Origin of the sequence: Nitrospirillum bahiense, assembly GCF_007828025.1 — a bacterium.
Lineage (GTDB): Bacteria > Pseudomonadota > Alphaproteobacteria > Azospirillales > Azospirillaceae > Nitrospirillum > Nitrospirillum amazonense.
On sequence record NZ_VITO01000019.1, the window covers coordinates 85,640 to 111,456 of the forward strand.

25 protein-coding genes are annotated in these 25,817 nt (G+C 65.4%); 17 read left to right on the top strand and 8 right to left on the bottom strand.

Annotated features, from left to right (window positions below; all coding sequences use genetic code 11):
* Positions 1–195: 195 nt before the first annotated feature.
* A complete protein-coding gene (locus tag FBZ88_RS23055) occupies positions 196–1,698 on the bottom strand; it encodes a hypothetical protein (RefSeq protein WP_145619436.1) in 1,503 nt (500 codons plus the stop codon).
* A 302-nt stretch (positions 1,699–2,000) separates the two neighbouring features.
* Here FBZ88_RS23055 and FBZ88_RS23060 point away from each other — a divergent pair, with 302 nt between their 5' ends.
* The 11 genes from FBZ88_RS23060 (at position 2,001) to eat (ending at position 13,793) form a co-directional block, all read left to right on the top strand.
* Positions 2,001–3,053, top strand: a complete 1,053-nt coding sequence (locus tag FBZ88_RS23060) for a glycoside hydrolase family 3 N-terminal domain-containing protein (RefSeq protein WP_145619437.1) — start codon at positions 2,001–2,003, stop codon at positions 3,051–3,053.
* Between the two features lie 145 nt (positions 3,054–3,198).
* A complete protein-coding gene (locus FBZ88_RS23065) occupies positions 3,199–4,944 on the top strand; it encodes an ABC transporter substrate-binding protein (protein ID WP_246138818.1) in 1,746 nt (581 codons plus the stop codon).
* Between the two features lie 75 nt (positions 4,945–5,019).
* Entirely contained in the window at positions 5,020–5,997 is a 978-nt protein-coding gene (locus tag FBZ88_RS23070; protein ID WP_145619438.1) for an ABC transporter permease, read from the top strand.
* Between the two features lie 5 nt (positions 5,998–6,002).
* Positions 6,003–6,866 (top strand): ABC transporter permease, encoded by an 864-nt coding sequence (locus FBZ88_RS23075; RefSeq protein WP_145619439.1) that lies wholly within the window; start codon positions 6,003–6,005, stop codon positions 6,864–6,866.
* Positions 6,863–7,705 (top strand): ABC transporter ATP-binding protein, encoded by an 843-nt coding sequence (locus tag FBZ88_RS23080; RefSeq protein ID WP_145619440.1) that lies wholly within the window; start codon positions 6,863–6,865, stop codon positions 7,703–7,705. Before FBZ88_RS23075 ends, FBZ88_RS23080 begins: the two co-directional genes overlap by 4 nt.
* Positions 7,702–8,604 carry an ABC transporter ATP-binding protein gene (locus FBZ88_RS23085; RefSeq protein WP_145619441.1) on the top strand — a complete coding sequence of 301 codons (903 nt, stop codon included), beginning with the start codon at positions 7,702–7,704 and terminating at the stop codon, positions 8,602–8,604. Before FBZ88_RS23080 ends, FBZ88_RS23085 begins: the two co-directional genes overlap by 4 nt.
* A gap of 296 nt (positions 8,605–8,900) precedes the next feature.
* Complete coding sequence (locus FBZ88_RS23090; RefSeq protein WP_145619442.1) at positions 8,901–9,794, top strand: glucosamine kinase nucleotide-binding domain-containing protein; 894 nt, start codon at positions 8,901–8,903, stop codon at positions 9,792–9,794.
* A 34-nt stretch (positions 9,795–9,828) separates the two neighbouring features.
* A complete protein-coding gene (locus FBZ88_RS23095; RefSeq protein WP_145619443.1) occupies positions 9,829–10,869 on the top strand; it encodes an SIS domain-containing protein in 1,041 nt (346 codons plus the stop codon).
* Positions 10,869–12,011 carry an N-acetylglucosamine-6-phosphate deacetylase gene (gene nagA, locus FBZ88_RS23100; RefSeq protein WP_246138819.1) on the top strand — a complete coding sequence of 381 codons (1,143 nt, stop codon included), beginning with the start codon at positions 10,869–10,871 and terminating at the stop codon, positions 12,009–12,011. Before FBZ88_RS23095 ends, nagA begins: the two co-directional genes overlap by 1 nt.
* Before the next feature lie 41 nt (positions 12,012–12,052).
* Positions 12,053–12,337: a transposase gene (locus tag FBZ88_RS23105; protein ID WP_145619445.1), complete on the top strand. Its 285-nt coding sequence runs from the start codon at positions 12,053–12,055 to the stop codon at positions 12,335–12,337.
* A 79-nt stretch (positions 12,338–12,416) separates the two neighbouring features.
* A complete protein-coding gene (eat, locus tag FBZ88_RS23110; protein ID WP_145619446.1) occupies positions 12,417–13,793 on the top strand; it encodes an ethanolamine permease in 1,377 nt (458 codons plus the stop codon).
* Between the two features lie 67 nt (positions 13,794–13,860).
* Here eat and FBZ88_RS23115 read toward each other — a convergent pair whose 3' ends face one another.
* Positions 13,861–14,100, bottom strand: a complete 240-nt coding sequence (locus tag FBZ88_RS23115) for a hypothetical protein (protein ID WP_040846647.1) — start codon at positions 14,098–14,100, stop codon at positions 13,861–13,863.
* A 306-nt stretch (positions 14,101–14,406) separates the two neighbouring features.
* Between FBZ88_RS23115 and FBZ88_RS23120 the strand changes: the two genes are divergently transcribed.
* Entirely contained in the window at positions 14,407–15,036 is a 630-nt protein-coding gene (locus FBZ88_RS23120) for a YitT family protein (protein WP_145619447.1), read from the top strand.
* Positions 15,037–15,124: 88 nt separating this feature from the next.
* Here the strand turns inward: FBZ88_RS23120 and FBZ88_RS23125 are convergent, their stop codons facing one another.
* The 3 genes from FBZ88_RS23125 to FBZ88_RS23135 all read right to left on the bottom strand — a co-directional run bounded on the left by FBZ88_RS23125 (position 15,125) and on the right by FBZ88_RS23135 (position 18,267).
* A complete protein-coding gene (locus FBZ88_RS23125; protein ID WP_145619448.1) occupies positions 15,125–15,361 on the bottom strand; it encodes a hypothetical protein in 237 nt (78 codons plus the stop codon).
* 233 nt (positions 15,362–15,594) lie between these two features.
* Positions 15,595–17,154, bottom strand: coding sequence for an EAL domain-containing protein (locus tag FBZ88_RS23130; RefSeq protein WP_145619449.1), 1,560 nt, complete (start codon positions 17,152–17,154; stop codon positions 15,595–15,597).
* Between the two features lie 174 nt (positions 17,155–17,328).
* Complete coding sequence (locus tag FBZ88_RS23135) at positions 17,329–18,267, bottom strand: S1/P1 nuclease (protein WP_145619450.1); 939 nt, start codon at positions 18,265–18,267, stop codon at positions 17,329–17,331.
* 575 nt (positions 18,268–18,842) lie between these two features.
* Here FBZ88_RS23135 and FBZ88_RS23140 point away from each other — a divergent pair.
* The 4 genes from FBZ88_RS23140 to FBZ88_RS23155 all read left to right on the top strand — a co-directional run bounded on the left by FBZ88_RS23140 (position 18,843) and on the right by FBZ88_RS23155 (position 23,756).
* On the top strand, positions 18,843–19,910 hold the full coding sequence (locus tag FBZ88_RS23140; protein ID WP_145619451.1) for a dsDNA nuclease domain-containing protein: 1,068 nt from the start codon (positions 18,843–18,845) through the stop codon (positions 19,908–19,910).
* A gap of 51 nt (positions 19,911–19,961) precedes the next feature.
* On the top strand, positions 19,962–21,644 hold the full coding sequence (locus FBZ88_RS23145; protein WP_145619452.1) for an AAA family ATPase: 1,683 nt from the start codon (positions 19,962–19,964) through the stop codon (positions 21,642–21,644).
* Positions 21,645–21,786: 142 nt separating this feature from the next.
* Positions 21,787–23,286, top strand: a complete 1,500-nt coding sequence (locus FBZ88_RS23150; RefSeq protein WP_145619453.1) for a type IV secretory system conjugative DNA transfer family protein — start codon at positions 21,787–21,789, stop codon at positions 23,284–23,286.
* 2 nt (positions 23,287–23,288) lie between these two features.
* On the top strand, positions 23,289–23,756 hold the full coding sequence (locus FBZ88_RS23155) for a hypothetical protein (protein WP_145619454.1): 468 nt from the start codon (positions 23,289–23,291) through the stop codon (positions 23,754–23,756).
* On the opposite strand, the gene FBZ88_RS23160 is transcribed toward FBZ88_RS23155, so the two are convergent.
* The 3 genes from FBZ88_RS23160 to FBZ88_RS23170 all read right to left on the bottom strand — a co-directional run bounded on the left by FBZ88_RS23160 (position 23,747) and on the right by FBZ88_RS23170 (position 25,170).
* The gene (locus tag FBZ88_RS23160) at positions 23,747–24,454 is read right to left on the bottom strand and encodes a hypothetical protein (protein ID WP_145619455.1); all 708 of its coding nucleotides are present in this window, start codon (positions 24,452–24,454) and stop codon (positions 23,747–23,749) included. The genes FBZ88_RS23155 and FBZ88_RS23160 overlap by 10 nt on opposite strands.
* Positions 24,455–24,520: 66 nt before the next feature.
* Positions 24,521–24,787, bottom strand: coding sequence for a hypothetical protein (locus FBZ88_RS23165; protein WP_145619456.1), 267 nt, complete (start codon positions 24,785–24,787; stop codon positions 24,521–24,523).
* Positions 24,788–24,822: 35 nt separating this feature from the next.
* On the bottom strand, positions 24,823–25,170 hold the full coding sequence (locus FBZ88_RS23170) for a hypothetical protein (RefSeq protein ID WP_145619457.1): 348 nt from the start codon (positions 25,168–25,170) through the stop codon (positions 24,823–24,825).
* A 41-nt stretch (positions 25,171–25,211) separates the two neighbouring features.
* Here FBZ88_RS23170 and FBZ88_RS31090 point away from each other — a divergent pair, with 41 nt between their 5' ends.
* Positions 25,212–25,616: a helix-turn-helix domain-containing protein gene (locus tag FBZ88_RS31090; protein ID WP_246138820.1), complete on the top strand. Its 405-nt coding sequence runs from the start codon at positions 25,212–25,214 to the stop codon at positions 25,614–25,616.
* The last annotated feature ends 201 nt before the right edge of the window (positions 25,617–25,817 follow it).

Consider the following 25,817-nt stretch of genomic DNA (forward strand, 5'->3'; position numbering starts at 1 on the left):
GGGGAGCCCACCGGGGCAACCCGGGGTGACCGTGCGTTCCGGCATATCAGGCATGAGAGGGGGGCGGGGGCGAAAGGCTGGTTCCGGCAGAATGTCGAAAATGACGGCAAAATCGGGGATTTTGACTGTCGGCGCCGGCGAAATCTGTAACATTACAATGTATTACTTATGGACTGGGCGGCGGATTGGGCGACGCTATATGCGCTCGGCATGCCGCAGGTGCTGTTTCAGCCGGCCCAGGGCCTCGCGCACCCCCTCCCGCTCCACACCCGCGTCGGGACAATGCCGCAGCACGAATTCCGCCGTGCGCACCACGTCGCGCCAGCGGGGGTTGCGGGGCAGCGTTTCCACCAGCAGATATTTGTCCAGCGTGCGGGTCTGCAGCGAGCTGCGATCCATGTAGACGCGCCACAGCCCGCTTTCCTCCGCCAGCTCGATCTTCCCCTTGCGCTTGGCGTGGTGCCAGAAGTCCAGCGCCAGGGTCATGACGTCGACGATGCAGCGGCGGAACTCCTCATTGGCGTCCAGGTCGTTGGCAGGCTCGACCTCCAGCACCGGGGCGGGCGCCGGCATTGCCGCCTCCAGCACCGGTTCGGGGACCGGCGCGACGGCGGCGACCACGGGCGGCGGGGTGACGGGGGCTGGCACCACGACGGGCGGCGTCACGGGAACCAGCGCCTGAGTCACCGCAGGGGCCTTGGGCACGGCGCGGCGGGACTGGCGCCAGGTCCAGCCACCGGCGGCGGCGCTCACCAGGGTCAGGCCCCAGGTCCACCAGCCCAGCCAGCCCGACAGGGCCCAGCCGCTGGACAGCACCTGGAACTGCCACGGCGATCCGGGCACGCCGTACACACCATAAGGAGACAGGCCACGGGCCGACGCCGGCTGGTCCGCCGGGTGCCCGCCGGCATCGATCAGCGTAAAGCCGACACCCTGGCGCGCCAGGGTGCCCAGGCGGCGGTCCACCGTGGCCAGCGGCAGACGGAAGGCCACGACACCCTCCACCGAGCCATGGCGCACCACCGGCCGGGCCACCAGCATGCCTATTCCCTCCGGACCATCGCTGGCGGTGGCGCCATCCAGATCCTTGGGCGGCGTCACCACCAGCACCTGGGTGGGGTCGTCCACCTTCTGCAGCCGGGCCATGATCTCGCGGAACACCTCGCCCAGCGGGGTGTCGCGGGCGCGGGCGTCGTTCAGGTCCTGGCCGAATGCGCCGTCCTTGCGCAGGCTGTAGACCACGCGGCCCAGGCGGTCGATGAGGTAGAGGTCGTTGAAGACGGACGAGCCGATCATGTCCACGAAGCTGGCGTGGAAGCGGTCGTGCACAGCCATATAGGGGGCGAGCGCGGAAGAGGCGCCCTGCTGCTGCGCGTCGCCCTGCGCGAAGGCGGTACGCAATAGGGCGGCGGCCCGCTCGGGATTGGGGGAAATCTGCGCGAAGGCGGAGGCGAAGCCGTAATAACGGCCCACGCTGTAGCCGATGAAGCTGGTGCTGGAGAAGGCGGCACTCTGGTCGCGCGCGGATTCGTACAGGATGCCGAGATCATGGGCGGCCATGTCGCGGGCGGTGGCCACGGCCGTGTCGGTGCGATCCATGACGGCGTACAGCGCCGTCATCAGCGACAGGCAGAGCAGCACCGCAAGCGTGACGAGGCTGGCCGGCGCCTTGATAGCCCACCTCTCAAACCCGACCACCCCGATCACCCCCTGTTTTTTGATGGGGACAGGAATACATCCAAATCCACCGACATCACTGTTTTTAAATCGGCTTTACCGGCGCACGGCTGCGAGCATACCGTCAATTTCGTCAATCCGCAAAGCGGGCCTTGATCGCCAGGGCCTGCCCGGGCTCCCCTGCCAGGGACCGCGACCGGCCCGCCGAGGCGCGGATTTCCTCGATTTTCCGCCCCCCACCGCTTCCGGCGCCCCGCCCGCGCCGCGGGCCCGGCCACACCCGCGCCCAGCATCAGAACCAGCATCAGAAAAGGTGACGTCCCATGACCGTAAGCATCCGCCAACCGCCGCTCGCCGTCGTCTTCGGGGTGCCGGGGCTGGAGATGACGGCCGACCAGAAGGCCTTCTTCCGCGATGCCGACCCGCTGGGCCTGATCCTGTTCAAGCGCAACTGCGGTACACCCGATCAGCTGCGCCGCCTGTGCGACGATTTCCGCGACGCCGTGGGCCGCGCCGACGCCCCTATCCTGATCGACCATGAGGGCGGGCAGCACCAGCGCATGGACCCGCCGGTGTGGCCGGCCTTCCCCCCACCCGCCCGTATCGGCGCCCTGTATCGCCGCGACCGCGCGGCCGGGCTGGCGGCGGCCCATCTGGATGGCGCGGCCATCGGCAGCCTGTTGCGCCAGCATGGCATATCCGTCGATTGCGCCCCCCTGGCCGACGTGCCCGTGCCGGGCAGCCATGAGGTCATCGGCGACCGCGCCTTCAGCGACAAGCCGGGCGAGGTGGCGGAACTGGCCGGCGCCTTCATGGCCGGCATGATCGCCGCCGGCGTCACCCCCATCATCAAGCACATCCCCGGCCACGGCCGCGCCATGGTGGACAGCCACGAGCGCCTGCCGGTGGTGGATACCGACCTGGACACCCTGGCCGACAGCGACTTCCTGCCCTTCCGCCGGCTGGCCCAAGGGGCGATACAGGGTCCGGGCCCCTGGGCCATGGTGGCGCACATCGTGTTCAGCGCGGTGGACACCGCCCGCCCCGCCTCCATCTCCCCTTTGGTGGTGGAGCAGGTGATCCGCGGCCGCATCGGCTTCGGCGGCGTGCTGATTTCCGACTGCATCTATATGGAGGCGCTGGCCGGCACCCTGGCCCAGCGCTGCGCCGCCGTGCTGGCCTCGGGCATCGACATCTGCCTGTCCAGCCATGGCGATGTGGACGAGTGGCGGCCCATCGCGGCTGCCGCCCGCCCCCTGACGCCCGACAGCCTGGCGCGCCTGACCCGCACGGCCGTGCCCGCCCACGGCACCCCCGGCGGCCTGATCGACGACGTGGCCGCGGCCGCCCGCGACCTGGCAGCCCAGCTGGCGTAAACGGCGCTCTGACGAAACTGACGAGTTTGCGCCCTGGCCTGGGGCGGCCCGGGCGGCGACAGTGAAAGGCGGGACGGGGCGCCAGAGACCGATTAGAGTCCAGCGGCGCTCCAGTCCGGGAGCTTCAGTACCTTTGGGGACGGCCTTGATCCGACGTTTCGTTTCCATCACGGGGGTTGCCCTGGCCCTGGCCGCCACGGCGCTGGCGGCGCCGACAGCGACCGCGCCCATCGCGGCGCCGGAAGGCCAGGCTGCACCGGCGACGCTGACGGTGCTGGCTGCCATGTCCAGCGGCTGGGTGCGCAACTTCAATCCGTTCAATGAGACGAGCCGCCTGCCCAGCGTGCGCGAGTTCATCTATGAGCCGCTGGTGGTCTTCAATTCCATGTACGGCGGGCGCCCCGAATACCGCCTGGCCACGGACTACGCCTTCTCCCCCGACCTGTTGAAGCTGACCTTCAAGCTGCGCGACGGGGTGCAGTGGTCGGACGGCCAGCCCTTCACCGCCGCCGATGTCGCCTACACCTTCGACCTGCTGCGCCGGTTCCGGGCGCTGGACACGCTGGACATGGGCAACCGCGTCGCGGCGGTGGAGGCGGTCGATGCCCACACCGTGGTCTTCACCCTGAAGAAGGTGAACACCAGCATCGTGTTCGAGATTGTGCGCGTGCCGGTGGTGCCCCGCCATGTCTGGTCCAAGGTCGCGGATCCCGTGACCTTCACCAACGACACGCCGGTGGGCACCGGCCCGATGACGGAGGTGAAGCGCTTCACCCCCCAGGTCTACGTGCAGTGCCGCAACCCCAACTACTGGGACGGCGCCGACCTGAAGGTCGACTGCATGAGCTTCCCCCAGGTGCGCAACAACGAGCAGCTGCTGACCGCCGCCGCCGAAGGGCGGCTGGACTGGTTCGGCGCCTTCCTGCCGGATATCGAGCGCACCTATGTGGCGGCCGATCCCAAGCACCACCGCTATTGGTTCCCGCCGGGCGGCACGGTCGCCATCGACATCAACCTGAACAGCCCTTCGCGCGGCAACCGCGCCGCCTTCCGCAACGTCAATTTCCGCCGTGCCGTCAGCATGGCGGTGGACCGGCGCGCCATCGTGGACATCGCCGGCTATGGCTATCCCGAGGTCAACGAGTATGCCAGCGGCATCGGCCGCACCTATCAGGACTGGGTGAACCCGGAAGCCGAGCGCCAGTACGGCCGCTATGCCCATTTCGACAAGAACGGCGCCCAGGCCCTGCTGGCGGAGAGCGGTTTCCGCGACGTCAACGGTGACGGCTATATCGACAATGCCGACGGCAGCCCCATCGCCTTCGACATCCTGGTGCCCACCGGCTGGACCGACTGGGTCAATTCCACCCAGCTGGTGGCGGAAAGCCTGAACGCCCTGGGCCTGAACGTGCGCGTTTCCACCGTGGAGCCGGCGTCCTGGGCGCAGAAGCTGATCAGCGGCGATTACGACATGGCCATCAATGGCCTGTTCCCGGGGGAAACGCCCTACCGCAGCTTCGACACCGGCTTCCATTCCCGCTACAGCGGCAAGACGCGCTTCGCCCCCACCCGCTTCACCGACCCCGACCTGGACAGCGCGCTGGACGCCTTCGTGGCCACCATCGACCCGACGGAGCAGCGCCGCGCCATGGACAAGGTGCAGATGATCGTGGCGGCCAACAGCCCCTACGTGCCGCTGTTCAGCAACCCCACCTGGTACGAATACAACACCCGCCGCTTCAAGGGCTGGTTCAATGCCGACAACCCCGTGGCCCGACCCGACGTCTTCGACGGCACACCCGAACGCCTGCTGCACCTGCTGGCGCTGGAACCGGTGAAGGGCCAGGCCGCAGCGGCGGCACCGCCCATCCCCTCCGCCGGCGGCGGGTGATCCCGCCGCCCCTCGTCAGATGACTGGACGCTTTCGGGCGGTCCCTCAGACACTCAAGGCCAAGGCTGATATCCCATGTCCTTCCTGCTCCGCCGGGCCGGGTTCTATGTCGTTGCCTTCGTCGTGGCCGCGATCTTCAACTTCCTGCTGCCGCGGCTCATGCCCGGCAACCCGGTCGACATCATGTTCGCCCAGGCGGGGACCGTGCTGCCGCCGGAAAGCCTGGAGGCGCTGAAGGCCACCTTCGGCTTCGTCGACGGGCCCTGGCCGGTGCAGTTCGGCCGGTATCTGGCCAGCGTCTTCACCTTCGACCTGGGCCTGTCGGTGCGCTTCCACCCGCTGACAGTCAACGCCGTGCTGATGCAAGCCCTGCCCTGGACGCTGCTGCTGGTCCTGACATCCTCCCTCATCGCCTTCCTGCTGGGGTCGGCGCTGGGCATCCGCGCCGCCTGGCGGCGGGGCGGGGCCTTCGACAGTTTCGGCGCGCCGGCGGCGCTGATGATCCAGGCGGTGCCGCCGCTGGTGACCTCGCTGGTCGCGCTGTTCGTGCTGAGCATCCGGCTGAAGTGGCTGCCCACCGGCTACGCCTGGGCGCCGGAGCTGGACCCCGGCTTCACCCTGGCCTTCATCGGCAGCGTGCTGGTGCACGCGGCCCTGCCCATCCTGACCCTGGTGGTGGCCCAGATCGGCGGCTACTTGGTCACCATGCGCAACAGCATGATCAACCTGCTGGGCGAGGACTACATCACCCTGGCCACGGCCAAGGGCCTGTCGGACGGGCGCGTGCGCACCGCCTATGCCGCGCGCAACGCCCTGCTGCCCACCGTCACCAGTTTCGCCATGACCCTGGGCGCCACCTTCGGTGGGGCGCTGATCACCGAAATCGTCTTCAACTATCCGGGCTTGGGCTACACCCTGTACCAGGGCATCACCGCCCGCGACTATCCCCTGATCCAGGGCCAGCTCATGCTCATGACGCTGGCCATGCTGACGGCGAACTTCGCGGCGGATCTGCTGTGCCTGGCCCTGGATCCCCGCCTGCGGAGGGCCTGAGCGCCATGCGCGCCTTCTTCACCTCGCTTCTCGCCAACCGCAAGGCCAGCATCGGCGCCGGCATCGTGGCGTTCTTCCTGGCGCTGGCGGTGTTCGGGCCGCTGGTGGCGCCCGCCGGCCCCAACCAGCGCGTGGGCCGCCCGCATGAGGCGCCCAGCGCCACGCACCTCATGGGCACCACCCGCATGGGCCGCGACGTGCTGGCCCAGACCATCCACGGCACCCGCACCTCGCTGCTGGTGGGCCTGTCGGCCGGCCTGATGATCACCGCCATCGGCACCGTCGTGGGGGTGACCGCCGGCTACCTGGGCGGCCGGGTGGATGAGGCGCTGAACCTGATCACCAATGTGGTGCTGGTCATCCCCAACCTGCCCCTGATGCTGGTGCTGGCGGCCTTCATCGGGGCCGCCAGCCCCGCCACCATTGCCCTGATCATCGCCGGCACCGCCTGGGGCTGGGGTGCGCGCGTCACCCGCGCCCAGACCCAGGGCCTGCGCAGCCGCGACTACATCCACGCCGCCGAGCTGCTGGGTGAGCCCACCTGGCGCATCCTGGCCTGCGAACTGCTGCCCAACCTGGTATCCATCATCGGCTTCAACCTCATCGGCAGCGTGCTGTACGCCGTGGTGACGGAGGCGACCCTGGAGTTCTTGGGGTTGGGCGACGCGCTGAAAGTCTCCTGGGGCACCATGCTGTACAACGCCCAAACCACGTCGGCCCTGCAGGTGGGCGCCTGGTGGGAGGTCGCCTGCCCCTGCCTGGCCCTGGTGCTGTTCGGCAGCGGCCTGTCGCTGATCAACTTCGCCATGGATGAGGTCGCCAACCCCCGCCTGCGCACCCTGCGCCTAAAGCTGCGGGCGATGGCATGAGCGCGCCCCTGCTTCAGGTTCGCGGCCTGACGGTCGATTACGCGACACCGCAAGGCGCCACCCGCGCCGTGGACGGCGTGTCCTTCGACCTGGGCGCCGGCGAGGTCATGGGGCTGGCCGGCGAGTCCGGATCGGGCAAGAGCACGCTGGCCTTCGCCATCGCCCGCCTGCACCGCCCGCCGGCCCACGTCACCGGCGGCAGCGTCACCCTGGCCGACACCGACGTGCTGGCGCTGACGCCGAAGGAGTTGCGGCAGTGGCGCTGGCGCGAGGTCAGCGTGGTGCTGCAGAGCGCCATGAACGCCCTGAACCCCGTGCTGCGCCTGTCCGACCAGTTCCGCGACATGTTCCGCGCCCACGGCATCACCAACAGGGCCGAGGTGGCGGAGCGCAGCGCCGGCCTGTTGCGCCTGGTGGGTATCTCCCCCGATCGGCTGCGCGATTATCCCCACCAGTTCTCCGGCGGCATGCGCCAGCGCCTGGTGATCGCCCTGGCCCTGGCGCTGAAGCCCAAGCTGGTCATCATGGATGAGCCGACGACCGCCCTGGACGTGGTGGTGCAGCGGGAGATCCTGGAACAGGTGGCCGACCTGCGCCGCCGCCTGGGCTTCTCCGTCCTGTTCATCACCCATGACCTGGCGCTGATGAGCCAGTTCTGCGACCGGGTGGGTGTGATGCTGCAGGGCCGGCTGGTGGAACTGACCACGCCCGCCGCCATCGCGGCCGGAGAAGGGAAAGAGGGTGCGAACCATCCCTATACCCGCCGCCTGTGGGACAGCATTCCGCCGCTGCACCCGGCCCAACCCGTCCGCGCCCAGCCCGACCTGGTGATGCCATGACCACGCCCGTGCTTCAGACCGAAAGGCTTTCCATGGTTTTCGCCAACGGGACCAAGGCCCTGGATGGCGTGGATCTGACCTTGCACCCTGGCCGCGCCCTGGCCCTGGTGGGCGAGTCCGGATCGGGCAAGAGCACCTGCGCCAAGCTGCTGACCCACATGCTGCGGCCCACGTCCGGCCGCATCCTGTTCCAGGGCCGCGACGTCACCGGCCTGTCCGGCCGGCGGGAGCTGCTGGAATACCGCCGCGTCGTGCAGATGGTGTTCCAGGATCCCTTCGCCGCCCTGAACCCCGCCCACACCGTGGCCCATCACCTGGCCCGCCCCCTGGCCCTGCACCGGCCGGATCTGGACCGTGCCGGCCGGGGCGCCGAGGTGCGCGCCCTGCTGACCCAGGTGGAGCTGGACGCGGACTCCCTGCTGCACCGCTTCCCGCATGAGCTGTCCGGCGGGCAGCGCCAGCGGGTGAGCCTGGCCCGTGCCCTGGCGGTGAAGCCGGCCGTGATCATCGCCGACGAGCCCACCAGCATGCTGGACGTCTCGATCCGCCTCAGCGTGCTGGATACCTTGCAGCGCCTGAAGGCCGAACGGGGCATCGCCCTGCTGTACATCACCCACGACATCGCCACTGCCCGCTATGTGGCGGAGGAGACGGCGGTGCTGTTCCGGGGCCGTGTCGTGGAATCCGGGCCCACCGCGGCCGTGATCGACGGCCCCCGGCATCCCTACACCCGCCTGCTGCTGTCGGCCGTGCCCGACGCCGACCGGCCGTTCGACACGGGAGGGTCGCTGATCAGCCGCGCCGACGCCGTGCGGCGCCTGAGCGAAGGGCCGGGAAACCTAGTTTACGTGGGTCCGGGGCACCAGGCCCGGACTGTGGATGAAAGGGTTGCCGCATGAGTGCCGGGGCCATCCTGACGCAATCCGGCGGCGGCTGCGACTGGCCCCTTTCGGCAGCGCCATCCCGATGTGGTCTTTTCCTGGCCTTATACAGCTGAGTCTCGCGGCTCGACGAATGGCCATCGGGACGATCTGCGTTAGTGCATTGTTTCTTATGATATCAGTACGCCATTTTTGACGGTTTCAGCGTTATTTTGCGGATGAGATCAGGCAGCTGAATGCGAATAGCGAAAGCTCGATCTTCTGATCTGGTCCACATCTGGTATCATACCATCAGCAAACGAACGGGTCTGGGCATGGGCGACTTTCTCTATATGGGCGTGGATGGCGGCGGCACGGGTTGCCGCGCGCGGCTGACCAACGCCGCCGGCGACCGGCTGGGCGAGGGCCGGGGCGGCCCCGCCAACATCCGGCTGGGCCTGGGCGTCAGCTGGGCCGCCATCCTGGCCGCATGCGACCAGGCGCTGGCCCAGGCCGGCCTGGACCGTGATGCCCTGTCCTACACCCATGTCGGCCTGGGCCTGGCCGGCATCTGCCGGGTGGAGGATGAACGCGCGGTCGAGGCTGGCGCGCCCGTCCGCTGCGCCGGCGTGACCGCCCGCAACGATGCCCACACCGCCTGCCTGGGCGCCTTCGACGGAGCGGACGGCGCCATCCTGATCGCCGGCACCGGCAGCATCGGCTACGCCCTGGTGGGCGGCGTCGGCCGGCCGGTGGGCGGCTGGGGCTTCGAGGTGTCGGATGAGGGCAGCGGCGCCCATCTGGGGCGGGAGGCGGCGCGCGCCGCCCTGCGCGGACATGACGGCCTGGCCCCCCACACGCCCTTCACCCTGCATGTGCTGACGCGGTTGGGAGGTGATCCCGCCGCCGTGGTCGCCTGGGCCGGCACGGCCAAGCCCGCCGACTACGGCACCCTGGCGCCCCTGACCCTGGATTTCGCCGCCGCCGGCGATCCCGTGGCCACTCAACTGGTGGAGGTCGCCGCCGGCCAGTTGACCGCCCACGTCCGCCGCCTGGTGGACCTGGGCGCCCCCAAGGTCTGCCTGATGGGCGGCCTGGCCCCGGTGATCGAGCCGTGGATGGCCCCCTGGGCCCGGCGCCTGCTGGTGCCGGCGCGGGGCGACGCCCTGGATGGCGGCCTGCATCTGGCCCGCGCCGCCGCCCGGCACCCGGCGGAGCGCGCCGCATGACGACACACACCGATATCGCCACACAGGAACCATCATGACCGCCGCCGCCAAACCCACCCCGCTGATGGCCCTTGAGGCCGCCGAGTCCGGTGCCGCCAGCGCCCGCCAGATCGACCGTGCCGCCCCCCTGTTCCGCGACCTGGGCGCCCGCCTGCGCGCGCTGAAGCCCAAGGTGGTCATCACCTGCGCCCGGGGCAGCAGCGACCACGCCGCCGCCTACGGCAAGTACCTGATCGAAACCCGGGTGGGCGTGCCGGTCGCCTCCGTCGGGCCGTCCGTCATCTCGCTCTACAACGCGCCGCTGCAGATGGAGGGCGCGCTGTTCGTTGCGGTGTCCCAGTCCGGCCGCAGCCCCGACCTGCTGCGCCTGGCGGAGGCGGCCAAGGCCGGCGGCGCCCTGGTGGTGGGCTTCGTGAATGACGAGACCTCCCCCCTGGCCGAACTGGCCGACGTCTTCATCCCGCTGTGCGCCGGGCCGGAGAAGAGTGTCGCCGCCACCAAATCCTACCTGACCGCCTGCGTCGCCTTCCTGCAGCTGGTGGCCCATTGGCGGGAGGATGCCGGCCTGATGGATACCGTGGCCAGGGTCCCCGGCTGGCTGGACGCCGCGGTGGCCCTGGACTGGTATCCGGCCTTGCGCCAGCTCGAGCTCGCCACGGGCCTGTATGTCCTGGGCCGGGGCATCGGCAGCGGTGCGGCGGCCGAAATCGCGCTGAAGTGCAAGGAGACCTCGCGCCTGCATGCCGAGGCATTCAGCGCCGCCGAGGTGGTGCACGGCCCCTTCGCCCTGGTGGGGCCCGGCTTCCCCATCCTGGCGCTGACCCAGGACGACGTGACGGCGGAGGTGACGCGCGGCACCCTGGCCAAGGCGGCAGGCCTGGGCGCCCCCATCCTAGCCACCGAGACCGGCATCGACGGTGTCGAGGCCTTGCCCGTGGTGCCCGGCCTGCCGGCCGAGGTGGGTCCCCTGGCGGCGGTCGCCAGCTTCTACATGGCCATCCACAAGGTGGCGCGCGCCCGGGGCCTGGACCCCGACGTGCCGCCCAACCTGCGCAAGGTGACGGAGACGGTGTGATGCGAACTTTCTTCCACGGGTGCCCGGTTTTCACCGGCGATCAGACACTGGAGGGCATCGGCGTCCTGGTGGAGGACGGACGTGTGCTGGACCTGCTGCCCCAGCCACCGGCGTCCGTGGAAGAGGTGGCGCTGGAGCCCGACAGCCTGCTGGCGCCGGGCTTCGTCGACACCCAGGTGAACGGCGGCGGTGGCGTGCTGTTCAATGAGACGCCGACGGTCGAGGCCGCCCTGGCCATCGCCAGCGCCCACCGCCGCTTCGGCACCACGTCGCTGCTGCCCACCTTCATCACGGATGCCGCCGGCAAGTGGCGCCTGGCGGTGGATGCGGCCGCCGAGGCAGCACAAGTACCGGGTGGCGGCGTGGTCGGCATCCACCTGGAAGGCCCCTTCCTGAACATGGAACGCCGGGGCGTGCACGAGGCCGCCTATGTCCGCGCGCCCACCGACGAGGACATCGATTTCCTGCTGGGCCTGCCGGCGCGCTTCCCCCAGGGCCGCGTGCTGCTGACCCTGGCGCCCGAGGTGGTCAGCGACGGGACCCTGGCACAGCTGGCGGAAGCCGGCCTCATCCTGGCCGGCGGCCATTCCGCCGCCACCTACGCCCGCACCGACAGCGCGCTGGACCACGGCCTGACCGGCTTCACCCATCTGTTCAACGCCATGCCCCCTCTGATGAATCGGGAACCGGGCATCGCCGGGGCGGCCCTGTCCAGCCCGCGCGGCTGGTGCGGCATCATCGCCGATGGCGTGCACGTCCACGGCGCCGTGCTGCGCCTGGCCTTGGCGGCCAAGGGACCCGACCGGCTGTTCCTGGTGACCGACGCCATGTCGCCCACCGGCACCGACGTCGACAGCTTCGAACTCTACGGCCACACCATCTACCGCCGCGACGGCCGGCTGGTGACGGCGGACGGCGTGCTGGCCGGGGCCGACATCGACATGGCGGCGGCCGTGCGCGGGGCCGTGCGCCTGATGGGTGTTGCGCCGGAGATGGCGCTGGCCATGGCGGCGCGCGTGCCCGCCACCTTCCTGGGGCTGGACGATCTGGGCCGCATCAAGCCGGGTGCGCGGGCGGACTTCGTGGAGCTGTCGCAGGCCCTGACCGTGCGGCGGGTGTGGAGCGCCGGCACGGAACGATAGCGCTTGAGAGGACGGACAGGGCCAATAGCGGGAGAGGGGCAATGAAACGGAATCATTCCGCCGAGGAGATCGCACAGTGCCTGGCCAAGGCCGATGGCCTGCTGGAGCAGGGCGTGAAGGTGGTGGACGTGGCGCGCATCCTGGGCGTCAGCCGCATGACCTATTATCGCTGGCGGCGCGACCAAGCCGGCGCGCCCGATGAATCCGACCTACGCCGCCGCCTGACGCGGCTGGAGGAGGAGAACGCCGCCCTGCGGCGGCAACTGGCGCAACTGACGGCGGGCACCACCGACGCCCAATCATTGGGCATTCTCGCCTTCGCCTAAAACACGGGCAAATCCCCCTCCCCCACACCGAGGTTTCCTGGGCATACTGGTCCGGAAAACGACATTGGGGGCAGGTGACATGGCGGCGGACGGGGCCGGGCTGAGCAAGAGCCTGGGCGGGTGGCATCTCTGGGGCATCGCCGTCGGGCTGGTGATCTCCGGCGAGTATTTCGGGTGGAGCTATGGCTGGGCCCAGGCCGGCACGCTGGGCTTCCTCGCCACCACCATCCTGGTGGCGGTGCTGTACACCACCTTCATCTTCAGCTTCACCGAGCTGACCACCGCCATCCCGCACGCCGGTGGCCCCTTCGCCTACAGCCACCGCGCCTTCGGGCCGCTGGGCGGCTTCATCGCCGGCTACGCCACGCTGATCGAGTTCGTCTTCGCCCCGCCGGCCATCGCGCTCGCCATCGGCGCCTACCTCAATGTCCAGTTCCCCGGCCTCAGCCCCAAGCTGGCGGCCGTGGGCGCCTATGTCGTCTTCGCCGCGCTGAACATCGCCGGCGTCACCATCGCTGCCACGTTCGAGTTGTGCGTCACCCTGCTGGCCATCGCCGAACTGCTGGTGTTCATGGGCGTGGTGTCGCCGGGTTTCACCTGGGGCAACTTTGCCGCCCACGGCTGGTCGGGTGAGGCCGGCCCCCTGTCGGCCACGGCCCTGGGTGGCATCTTCGCCGCCATCCCCTTCGCCATCTGGTTCTTCCTGGCGATCGAGGGCGCGGCCATGGCGGCGGAAGAGGCCAAGGACCCCGCCCGCACCATCCCCCGCGCCTATATCGCCGGCGTCCTGACGCTGGTGGTCCTGGCCTTCGGCACCATGGTGCTGGCCGGCGGGGTGGGCGACTGGCGCGACCTGGCCAACATCAACGATCCCCTGCCCCAGGCCATGAAGGCGGTGGTGGGGGCGGACAGCGGGTGGCTGCACATGCTGGTGTGGATCGGCCTGTTCGGTCTGGTGGCCAGCTTCCACGGCATCATCATGGGCTATTCCCGCCAGATCTTCGCGCTGGCCCGGGCGGGCTTCCTACCGGCGGGTTTGAGCCACCTGCATCCCACGCGACGCACGCCACACCGGGCCATCCTCGCGGGCGCCGTGGTGGGCATCGCCGCCATCTTTTCCGACGAGGTGCTGGCCTTCGGCGGCCAGCCGCTGACGGCCAACATCGTCACCTTGTCGGTGTTCGGCGCCATCGTCATGTACATCATCAGCATGGCCAGCCTGTTTCGCCTGCGCCATACCGCGGCGGACATGCAGCGCCCCTTCCGGGCACCGGGATATCCCCTGGCGCCGGCCGTGGCGCTGGGCCTGGCCTGCCTGTGCCTGGCGGCCATGGTCTATTACAACCTGCTGCTGTTCGGGGTGTTCGTGGCCCTGCTGGCCTTGGGCTGGCTGTACTGCCGCCTGACCGTCTTGCGCCAGCCGGCCGGCGGGGTACTGCCGGAGGCGGGCCCGTAAGAAGGCGAACGGCCCGGGCGAAGGCGTCCGGGCCGCTTCCTCGTGCCAGACGACACGCCGACGGCGATCAGCGCGCCAGCATGCTGTTGGTGATGCCCGGGGTGGGCACCTCCAGGTCCGGGCGGCCCAGGCGACCGGCCATCTCCGCGCGCACCACCTTCAGCCGTTCCAGATATTCCTCGGCCTCGTCACCGGCGGTGTCGGTCAGGATCAGGCTGTCGCTGCTCCACCGTTCGATCAGGGGATCCAGGTCGGCGATGCGCTCCTGCAGGATGCGGGCGTACGCGGCGCTCTGGTTCGTGCTCATGGCTTTCCTCCTGCTGTGATGCGTCCCTCAAGCCTTTCAAACGCCGGAAAGATCGGCAACGGGGCAATGGTTCAAGGCCCCTACGCCGAAAGCCCGTAACCTCCCCCGGCCCCTATGCGGTCCGACTAGGTGCGGCCGGCTACGTCCGGCGGACGATCCTGGCCAGGGGAGCGATGACCTACGGCGGACAACCCGCGCGCCCGGCGATCCCTCCCGGCCAAATGATCTGCCGTGTGATTATTGAAGACCACACTATAAAACATTTCAATATAAGATAGGATATTCATAGTATTCGTCGGTTTATAAATGATGAATTCAATCAATCAACAACACCACAAATCTTATGAGGACCTGGCGGCGCTGGGCATCGGCACGCTGCTCGTCTCGCTGGGCACCGTGCTATATGCCAAGGCGACGCTGCTGGTGGGCAGTATCGCCGGCCTGGCCCTGCTGTTGCACTATGTGACCGACCAGGGATTCTGGCTGTTCTTCTTCGTGCTGAACCTGCCCTTCTACATCCTGGCCTGGCGGCGCATGGGCTGGCGCTTCACGGCGCGCACCTTCGCCGCCGTCTGCCTGGTCACGGTGGAAACGCGGCTGACGCCGGGCTGGGTGGATTTCGCCGTGCTGAACCCGGTCTATGCCGCACTGGCTGGCGGCGGGCTGATCGGCACGGGGCTGCTGATCCTGTTCCGCCACCGCATCGGGCTGGGCGGCATCAATATCCTGGCGCTGTACCTGCAGGAACGGTTCGGCATACGCGCCGGCTATGTCCAGCTGGGCCTGGACGCGGCCATCCTGACGGCCGCCTGCTTCGTGCTGACGCCGCAGCGCCTGGCCCTGTCGGTCATGGGCGCGGTTGTCGCCAACATGATCGTGGCCATGAACCACCGCGCCGACCGCTACCTGGGCCTGACCGCCGACCCGGCGCGCTGAGGATCGGACACCGTGCGGCACAAAACCACCCGCCCCCGCGTCCGCCGCCGGGGGCGGAGCGCGGGTGAGGGGAATTCCTGAGCCGCCGCTAGCGGACCGTCATGCCGTCGGCGACCTGGGTCGCTGTGCGGCCGTCCAGATCCGGCCGGCTCATGCGGCTGACCAGTTCGGCCCGCAAATCCTTGAGACGATCCACGAATTCCTCGGCCTCGTCATGGGCGGCGCCGGTCAGCCGGAAATGCCCGCTGGTCCACCGGTCGATGAGGGGATCGAGATCCGCGATGTGCTCCCTCAAGACGAGGGAATAGGTGCTGTACTGGGTCATGGGACACCTCCACCTTTGTGCCCCCATGAAAATCCCGCGCCGGCTTCTTCGCAACTGTTCTCTCGTATTGGTCACCCTATTTGACGCACATCAAGTAATCGGCGCGAATATTATCTGATAAAGCAGATCGATCACCAAACCGTGGCCTCAGCCGCCGGCGTCGATCACCGTGGGCCGCCAGCCTGAGGGGCGGCTCAGGGGACGCAAATCCACATCCATCCGCTGCGGTCGCTTCAGCGCCCTGGAGAACAGCCAGCCCTGGCCCAGGGCGCACCCCAGGCCGCGCAGGCGCAGCATCGTTCCGGGGTCTCCACATGCTCGGCGATGGCGGTGACGCCCAAGCCCCGGCATAGGGCCAGCATGCCGGTCACGATGGCCTCCTCCCGCTTGTTCACGCACATTTTGGCGATGAAGCTGCCATCCAGCTTCACATGGTCGAAGTCCAGCGCGCGAATGTAGGTGAACGATGCCATGCCCACGCCGAAATCATCCAGGCAGAGGGGATGGCCCAGGCGGCGCACGGCGCCCAGGACGTTCCGCGCCCTTTCCAGATCCCCCAGGTTGCCGGTCTCCGTCACCTCGAACATCAGGCGGCCCGACAGGCCGGGCTGGGCCTTCAGTTGCGCCAGCAGCGACTGCATGAACAGGTCCGAGCCGACGGACACGGCGGACAGGTTCACCGCCAGGATGATGTCCGGGGGGGCCGTCTCCAGCTCGCGCATCGCCAGGCTGCACACCAGCATGTCCACGTCGTTGATGACGCCCAGCTCTTCCGCCAGGGTGATGACGGAACCGGGGCGGTCGCCATTGAAGCGGCTCAGCACCTCCAGATGGTGCATGCGCCCGGTCTTCAGGTCGACGATGGGTTCAAAGACCAGGGACAGGCGGTTGCCGCCCAGGTCGTCCCGCAGGCGGGCCAGGCATCCCACGGCGTCCTGGACGAAACCGGCGGCGGCTGACTGGCCCGACAGCATGTCCACCGCGCCCGCCCCCGCCTCGGCGAAGCGCCGCAGGGCGTGCAGCAACAGGCGCGACCGGTCGGCGCGGCTGAGGCCGAAGCTGTTGCTGTCCAGGGTGCGGGCGTCGACTTCCAACGGCTGGTCCAGGCCCAAATCGGCGGCGATGCGGGCGATGTCGCAGGTGATCTGCTCCGCCAGGCTGGCGGGGGCCATGACGCCGAAGCGGTTGTCGGCCACCCGGCCGGCCACCGCCCCGCCATGCTGGCGGAAAACGGCGCCGATCTCGGTCATCAGCTGGCCGTCCGCCTCCGCCGTCAGGCGGGTGCGGATCTCGGCCAGGTTGTTCATCTCCAGCAGGGTCAAGGCGGCACAGGCCGGCGGCTCAACGCCGCCGGGGGCGAAGTTGACGGCCGCCGCCTGGGCGAAGGCGGCCGGGGTCAACAACTCGGTCGCGGGATCCACATCATGGGGCGCCGGCAATGCCGCCGCGCCGGCGGCCAGCTGGCAGAAGGTGACGCTCAACAGGGGGCTGCCCTGCATGCGATAGGCGGCCAGGGCGCAGACCACCACGCGTCCGTCCCGCCGTCGCAGGCGCACCGGCCGGGGGCTGCTGCGGTCGTTGTCACCCAGGGCGTCCAGCACCCGGCGCACCAGGGCGCGGTCGGCCGGCACCAGCAGGTCCGCCAACGCGCGGCCCGTCAGTTCGGCGTCGCTGTAACCGGTCAGCGCCAGGGCGGCACCGGCGGCGAAGTGCAAAGCGCCGTCGCCGTCCACCTCCATCAGCAGGTCGGCATTGGCGAACGCGAATCCCAGATACCGCTGAACCGGCTTCATTCTGACTGTTCTTCCCGGGCGAACGGCCGCGACGGTGGCCCCATGCCCGGCATTCTGGTCCCGGCATGCTTAACATCGCGTGAAGGGTGGCAACGACGCCCCACCCCGGCGGCTCCCACTTGGCACCGCCGCGCCGGATCTTCGCGTCCGTCAGGTGAGGATGGCCCCGTGGGGTCAGTGCCCGACCGCCTGGTTCACCACCCAGGCCAGGCGCACGCCGGCCATTTCCAGGCGCATGCGGACCAGCGGCCAGGCGGCGGTCTCATAACCTTGGGCCAGGCGCTCGACCCCATCGGATTCCGGCGCCTGCAGCAGACCGTAGACCACGTCGCGGGCCAGGCCATGGCTTTCCTCGCCCCAGGCCTGTACCGCCTTGTCCAGGCCGGCACCCTTGAAGGGGGGCCTGGTGGACGGCGTCTTGGGCGTCCAGGCCTTGACGTCATAAGCGGTTATACCGGGCTCCAGCGTGGCGGCCGCCGACTTGGCCTTGGCCAGGTCGATGGAATAGTCCTTGTTCACCGACAGGCCCAGCTCGCGGTCGACGATGGAGCCGTCCCAGACCGAATGCAGGTTCAGGTGGCCGTTCCGGTCCTCATCGAAATAGCGGACCTTGACGTCGTTGCCGCCCTTGTCGTGGTTGCGCTCGGCGGCGTGCAGGGGCTGGTGCAGGTCGCCCACCAGATGGACCACCCATTTCAGCGCCGCCAGGCGGGCCTCCGGCGCCGCCTTGGTATCGGCCAGGATGCGGGCCTGCTCCGGCAGGCGGGCGAGCACGCAGTTATCCTCGGCGCAGTCGCGCGCCGGATCATAGGCCGGCTGGTCGGTGGGCACATCGACATAGTGCCACGGCAGCGTGTCCGGCAGGCCGCCCTTGTCCTTGGGCAAATGGCCCACGGTGTCCGGCCAGCTCGCCACCTCATCCAGGGTGTGATGCCCCTCCAGCGACAGCAGCTGATCCACCACCGCCTTGGCCTTGGGCGTCAGCCGGTCCTGAGCGATGTCACCGACGATGGCATGCCCGTTCGGCCCCCAGGCCAGCGCCGGCCCGGCGGTGAGCGCGATGGCGGCGGTGGACATAATGGCGGCGATGGCGAGGCGGCGGAAGGCGGTCATGGAGTGTCCCGATCTGGAGAAGGCCGCCAAATTAACCGCTTAACATTGCGCTGTCATGTCGGGTGCGACAGCGGGGCACGGGCTGCGGACACAAAAAATGGCCCGGGAAGGGCCATCTTTGGCAGTCAGCGATTTCAAAGGATGGAAGTGGTGCCCCCGGTCGGACTCGAACCAACACGACCTTGCGGCCAACAGATTTTGAGTCTGCCGCCACATAGGCTATGTCCTTGTAAAATATAAGATTTCCTCCGAGCGCCAAGGCGCTGTGTAAGAATATGTGTAAGTCCTTCGGCAAAAATGTGCAAGCGAAACCGCCAGATGGAAAGCATCCGCTTTTGGACGTTAAACTGCGTGATTTGAGTGGATTCCAACTGGCATAACGGCCCCTAAGCGTCGCCATGTGAACGATACGGTATCAAAATAGACCCGGGCCAAATGTCACGACTGTCCCAGCCGATATCGAGTAGGGGCCACTCATGGCGGTGGCTCTATATGGAAGTGAATACACTTGATCGTTGCATAAATATCGACGCCCGCTATAATTGCAGCCCCGTTATTATCCGGCCCCGAATCATATGCTTGACCTCTTTGATACCTTGCTTACAAAACCACAAAGAGAAAAAGCGGGAAGCCTCGCTCAGGATCGCTTCGACTTTCAGACCTGTTGGGGCATTCATCATCTAATTGAATTGCATGAAAAAGGTAATGACTACGCTATCGGATTCGAATTCCATGACGACATTTTTGTGGTCCGGTATGAGAAAGATCAGCCAAAGGTTAGTTTTTATCAGATAAAGACAAAATCTTTAGGTTCATGGGACATCAAGGAAATAATAAAGCAACCAAAATCCAAAAAGTCAGTCGCTCGGTCGATTGCTGGCAAGCTTTTTGATAATAAGGAGAAATTTCCGGACGTTACAGAGCATCTCGGATTTGTCAGCAATGCTCCCGCTTCATTCATAAAGGTAGCATATCCCTGTCGGTTCTCGCAGGGAGATCAAGCTGCATTCAAAGCTTTAATCGCCGCCCTCAAAATCGAGTTCCCCTCCGCAGTTGCCGATCAAGATGGCGAGCTTTTTCACTTTCATAAGACGGCCATGCCACTTGAGGCTTACGAGACTCATCTGAGAGGGAAGATATCGGAATTTATCATCAAGACGTGCAACGTTGATGCTGGCCACGATGCTTTTCGGCTTGCGCTACTTGATCAATGCAGAAGCCGTTCCAAACATATGCGAGATGTTAAATCCGTTCCGGAATTGCTGGCTGCGAAGTTCATTCGACGGAGCGACCTCGAAGGATGGATTAAGAGTTTTGAAGAGGCTCATAAACGTCGCCCATCGTGGGATCAAGCTCAACACCACCTTGAGCCGATCTCCGCAGCAGATTTACGTGGCATCCGTCAACAATGGGAAAAATATGAAGCAGATCGCTTTAACGTCACAAACATAGTCCTGCATCATATGCGTTCATCTATTAGATTGGAAATAGATAAATATCTTGATCAGAATCCTCACTCGTCGGTGAAAGACTGCATATTTAACGTTGCCGATACTATCGCAGAGGTTTACGAAACTGAGCACAAATTATATTCAATTAACTACATTCGAGCCGCGACGCTACATGAGTATCAATCATCATGAGACGGGAAGAGAGCTATAAACTCCTAATCAGGCATTTACGGAAAAAGAACCATGAAAATATTGCGCTTAAAGAACTTGTATCTAATCTCGATGACAGAAAGGAAGGCAAAGAAAATTCCCTTCCACGAGAAAGTGACGGTGATCAAGGGCGAGAATGATACTGGAAAATCATCTATCATTAAATCGATATATTGGTGCTTAGGTGCCGAACCAGCCGTTATTAGCGATAGATGGAAAGAACTTTCTCCCACTGGTGTTCTTGAATTTTCTGTAGACGGCGAAGAATACAGCGTCATACGCACTGGAAATCTATTCGGAATTTTTAACGCGTATGGCAGCCTTCTCCTGAAAACGGCCAGTGTAGCCGAAGGCATTACGCCGTTTATAAGTCGGCTACTCGATTTCGGACTCCATCTCACAAACCGAGAGGGCGATCCTGAAATCCCGCCCCCAGCCTATTGCTTCCTACCGTTTTATATTGATCAAGATCAGGGCTGGGTGGCGCAGTGGAATTCATTCCAGAATTTGGGCCAATACAGCAGTTGGAAAAAGTCAATTATCCCATACCATTCCGGGATAAAGCCGAATGAATTTTTTATTATCAATGCTCAGCTTACCCAGGAGCGCCAGAGAAAATTAGAAAAAGAGAGTGAGAGGCGAACCATTAATTCCGCCGCACTACGGATCAAAGACCGGCAAAAAGCAATATCTATCGATATTGATGCAGAGTCTTACAAAAAAGCTATCGCGGACCTTCTTAAAGAACTTTCCGCTCTTCAAGGACAACGAAGCATATTAATGGCGCAATTGAGTGATCATCACAACCAGAAAGCCATGTTGGAAGAGCAAATGGGCATTGTACGCGCCGCCCTCTCTGAGTTTGACAAAGATTATAAATTCATCCAAGGGCATGATCATGATGCCATATCATGTCCAACATGCGGCGCTGAATACGAGAATTCGTTCTTTCATCGCTTTTCTTTAATTGAAGACCGTGAGGCGTGCCGCCAATTTCTGTCCAAGAATTCCTCGAATTTAGAGGCGATTTCCACGAAAATTAGTAAATCTAACGCTAAGATCAATCATGGTAATTTTCGAATCACGAAAATAAACTCCATCCTCGACCAAAAGAAAAAGAAGCTGAGACTTCGAGATGTCATCGATGCTGAAGCTGAAAAGAAGGCACACCAGCTAATGGTAGCGGAGATAGAGGGAATTGAACGCGATTTGCAAAAATGCAACTTGCGAATTGCGCGACTGCAGGACGATATAAAGAAATATGATGATCCCGATAGGAAAAGTAATATTCAGGGATTTTACCATGAGAAAATTATCAAATTCTCGCGTTCTCTGAATCTGAACTTAGACTTTCCGCCCTTCATCGATTATAAAATTAAAGAAACGGGCAATGATCGTCCACGGGCAATGTTGGCATATTTTTATGCCTACCTTCATACTGTACGAGAATTCACAACATCCTGTTTTTGTCCGGTCGTTATAGATTCGCCAAAACAACAGGATCCAGATCCTAATAACACTAACGCGACATTCAATCTGATATTTTCACAGATGCCCGATGACACTCAGCTGATATTGGGAACAGTTTCCCTTCCAGATGTAACATTTGAAGGGCACTCAATAACATTGAGCGATAAGTACTCACTTCTCCAAGAAGGAGAATTTGAGGAAGTCTCAAGCCATATAAATCCTAGAATAGACCTCCTTTATTCATGAGGATTCACGCAAGAACATACCGCACTATCCACTATGCTCTTGAGCTATCACTTAGTCTGTTACGGAGAATTGCCTACCATTAGTCTTATTTTAATTCTACCACCGGTATAATTCCTTCCTGTCGGCAGAACAGGAGGGTGTTATGCTGTACGATCTTCTTTCTCTTCTCAAATCGACATCGCCTTATCTCTCAATCCCGACGCTCGGCGGTGCGGCGGCGTTTGCGGCGAGCGAACTGCGGCAGGATTTGCGGGCGCGCGTCGATGAAACCGCTTCCGCCCACGGCTCGGCCCGCTGGGCGACGTTCAACCATCTGCGGCGTGCGGGCCTGCTCGGCAATGACGGGCTGGTGTTGGGGCGGTGGCCGGGAAGGCTCATATCGCCCCTCCTGCGCGTCGCCACCGACCGGCATCTGCTGACCATCGCCCCGACCCGCTCGGGCAAGGGCGTCAGCGCGGTCATCCCCAATCTGCTGACCTATCCCGGCTCGGCGCTGGTCATCGATCCCAAGGGCGAGAACGCGAAGGCGACCGCCCTGCGCCGGGCGGCGATGGGGCAAGAGGTGCATATCCTCGACCCGTGGGGCATCACCCATCTGCCAGCGTCGGCCCTCAACCCGCTCGATCCGCTCGATGGCAACAGCGCCGATGTCGCGGAAGACGTGATGCTGATCGCCGACGCGCTGGTGCCCGCCAAGGGCGCATCCGGCCTCGATCCCTTTTGGGATACGGAGGCCAAGGCGCTGATCGGCGGGCTGCTGCTCCATATCCTCGCCCGCGAACCGCCCGCCCGGCGGACGCTGCCGCGCCTGCGGCAATTGCTGACGCTCGACCCCGCCGCCTTCGCCGCACTGCTCGACGATATGGCGGGCAACGGCGCGATTGGCGGCCTCGTCGCCCGCGCCGCCAACCGCATCAAGCAGAAGCCGGACAAGGAGCGCGCCTCCGTCCTCTCGGCGGCCCAGGCGCACACGCATTTCCTCGACAGCCCGCGCATGGCGGACGTTCTCAGCCGGTCGGATTTCGATCTCGCCGATCTGAAGCGGCGCGCGATGACGATCTATCTGGTGCTGCCGTCAAGTCGCCTGACAAGCTATGCGCGATGGCTGCGGCTGCTGGTCAGCCTGGCGCTGGCCGAACTCTCCGGCCTGGCCGGGCGGCCCGCGCATCCGGTGCTGTTCCTGCTGGACGAGTTCGCGGCGCTCGGGCGGCTCGACATGATCGAAACCGCCCTCGGGCTGCTGGCGGGCTACGGCGTCCAGCTTTGGCCCATCGTGCAAGACCTCTCACAGCTTCGCGACCTTTACCGCGAGCGCTGGTCCAGCTTCATCGCCAATGCGGGCGTGATCCAGGTCTTCGGTGTCAACGATCCCGCCACCGCCGAAACCGTCTCGCGCATGCTGGGCGCGCGCACCGCCTCGGTGCGCAGCGAGTCCCACAACGCGCGGCGCCAGGGGAAGGACAGCGGCGTCAATTACAGCACCGTCGCGCGCCCGCTGCTCTATGCGGCGGAAGTGGCGCGGCTGCCGGAAACGGACGAACTGCTGTTCGTGAACGGCCTGCCGCCGATCCGCGCGCGCAAACTGGTCTATTACAAGGATCGCCGCTTCCGCGATCTCGTGGCTCATCCCGAGGGCGCTTGACCATGTTCCGCGCAGCGCCGCCCGCGCGCCTGTCGCCGCCGGTCGAAACCATCCTGATCTATGCCGCCTATGGCTGGGCCGATCTCAACGGCTTCAAGTCCGCATCGGGCAGGCCGCGCCTGCCCGAACGGGCCATATGGCTGCCGCTGTTCCACAGGCTCGCCGCAGCGAAGAATGGATTGAGCGCGCTGAAGCGCTACGCCAAGCGCGGCTGCGCCGCCTGGCGGGTGCCGGTCAGCATCGCGGCCTGTCTCGACGACGCTTTCGCCGACCGGCAATTCCCAGCGCTGCTGCAAATCGAATTCGAGCATCTCGCGGCGACGGCCTCGCCGCCGATGCGGCTGGCACAGTGGTCAACTCATGCCGCGAGCGCAGCAACGCCGCCAGCGCCGCCAACCCTGCCGCGTCCCCCGGCGGCGGCGAGCGGCCCGGCCTCCAAGCGGAAGCCGGGCGGCCCTTCTCACGGCTGACCGGCCTTCGCTTCCTCGAAGCCCGCGAACCAAAGGCGCAAGTCCTGCGGCACGATGTCGAAGCCCATCTGGTCGGCGAGGTTGACGTAAAGAAGCGCGTCCATCGTCAAGGTGAACCGCCCTTCTTCATTTCCGGCGAACCCGGCGAAATCCGCGCCACGGTCGTAAAAGCGGCGATGCGCCTTGTCCATCGGCAAGATGCCGTCCGGCGGCACCGGTCCCTCGGTATATTGATTGCCTGTCGTCTCGTCGGAAACGCGCGGGATGCGCGTCAACGCCATAGGTGCGCCGCCGCCGAGGGCGGCTGACGTCGCGTCGCGCGGATAGCACCAGTCGAACTGCTTGACGTCCGATACGGTACGCGAGCGCCAGACGCGAACGCGCAGCGTCCAGCAACCCGACAAGGAGGAGCTGCCGGACGTCGCGTCATGGAAATGGAACGGCGGCGCATGAACCACCGTCACGGCTACATGCGGCCATTGCTGCATGATCGGCAGTTGGGAATTATAGTTTGGGAAAATGTCCGCCAGCCCATAGGGCGCGAGAGGGTTTGTTATCGGCGGCCCCTTGTAGACAGGGGCCGTATCGCCCTGGGCGTTATGAAGCATTTGCCGCAGCCCGTCGCTGTCGGGGAGCTTCCCGCAAGAGCCAAGGAAAAGCGCGGCGATACCAATCGCAAGAACTCCACGCGCACGCATGCACGTCTCCATTAGGTAGGGGGCGCTATGAATTTGTCTCAAGATCGCGCAGGCTAACGCGCGTTGTTATCGCCACCAGCGGAGCGGGCTGGCGACACGGCCCAACGCCATGCCTCCGAAAAGCAGAATAAGCATCACAAACAGCGTCGTGGCGGCGGGTCCGTCGCCTTCGAACGCCGGAACCGTGCAAATGATGGCAACGAGGATGACGGGCGTCAGCAAGGCATAAATCAGCCGCGCCAGCGGGCCGGGATGCCGCCGGTACATCGCGCCGCAAGCGGCGCAGGTGGTGAAGCCTTCTTTGACCAAATTTCCGCAATGACCGCAGATCATCTGAATAACCTCGGTTTGGAGTGAACGGGCGCGCGCTATTGCGCCGCCTTGCGATAGGTCGCAGCGCCCATCATCGGCAGTTGGATTTGCAGCCGGTCGCCCGAGACCTGGGCCACAATCGCCGGTCCCTGCGCGACGACGACGAACCATTTATCGCCTTCATGCTTGTATTGGACGGCCATCGAGGGCCACACGCCGCCAGAGGGCGTCATCATGCCGGAGGTGAACTCGACCTGCTTGCCGAGCGCCTCCTGCGCGGCGCTGGCCTGCCCTGTCGCCTGCCATTTGCCGAGAACAGGGTTCCGGTCGCAGGCCGTCAGCACGGTCAAACCGATGAAGGCCGCTGCCAGGCCGGAATGCTGAAAAATGGACCGCTTGATCATCGTCACAAGACTCCGTGACCCGTTCGGAAGGAAGACGGCGCATGCAAGCGGGCGGGATGCCGACGCTCCCGCGCACCGCCGCAGGCAGAATAAGCGAAGGGACTCTGCACTGCCAGTTGAAAAGCTACAAATTTACGCCTTCGCGCTTATTTTTACGCGATGGCTGGTCAAATCCCGCTTTGGGATGCCGTGATCCGCCCATGATCGTATCGCCTCGCCAAATCCGCGCCGCGCGCGGCCTGCTCGGCTGGACCCGCACCGAGCTTGCGGATCGCGCCGTTCTGTCCGTGACCACGGTCGCCGACATCGAGCGCAATGACGTCAATCCGCGCGCCTCGACCCTCTCGGCGGTGATCCTCACGCTCGAAAAAGCCGGGATCGAATTTCTCCGCGCCGACGCCTCCGGCAAAGGCGAAGGCGTGCGGCTGACGCGGCACGATCTCTGACAGTTGATTTCGGGCCTTTGCAGCCGACGCGCCACGCGCCGCGCAAAATGTCGGTAGTGCCTCCCCGATACATCATCCCTCCCGGCCAAGCGCAAAACCTGGGCGATGATTGCCGTGAGCCTTTTCAGCCGCATCACCCACCTGGGTGATAAGATCCTCCCGTGAGCCGTGCGAATGGACGATAGTTACTCGCCGCGTCGA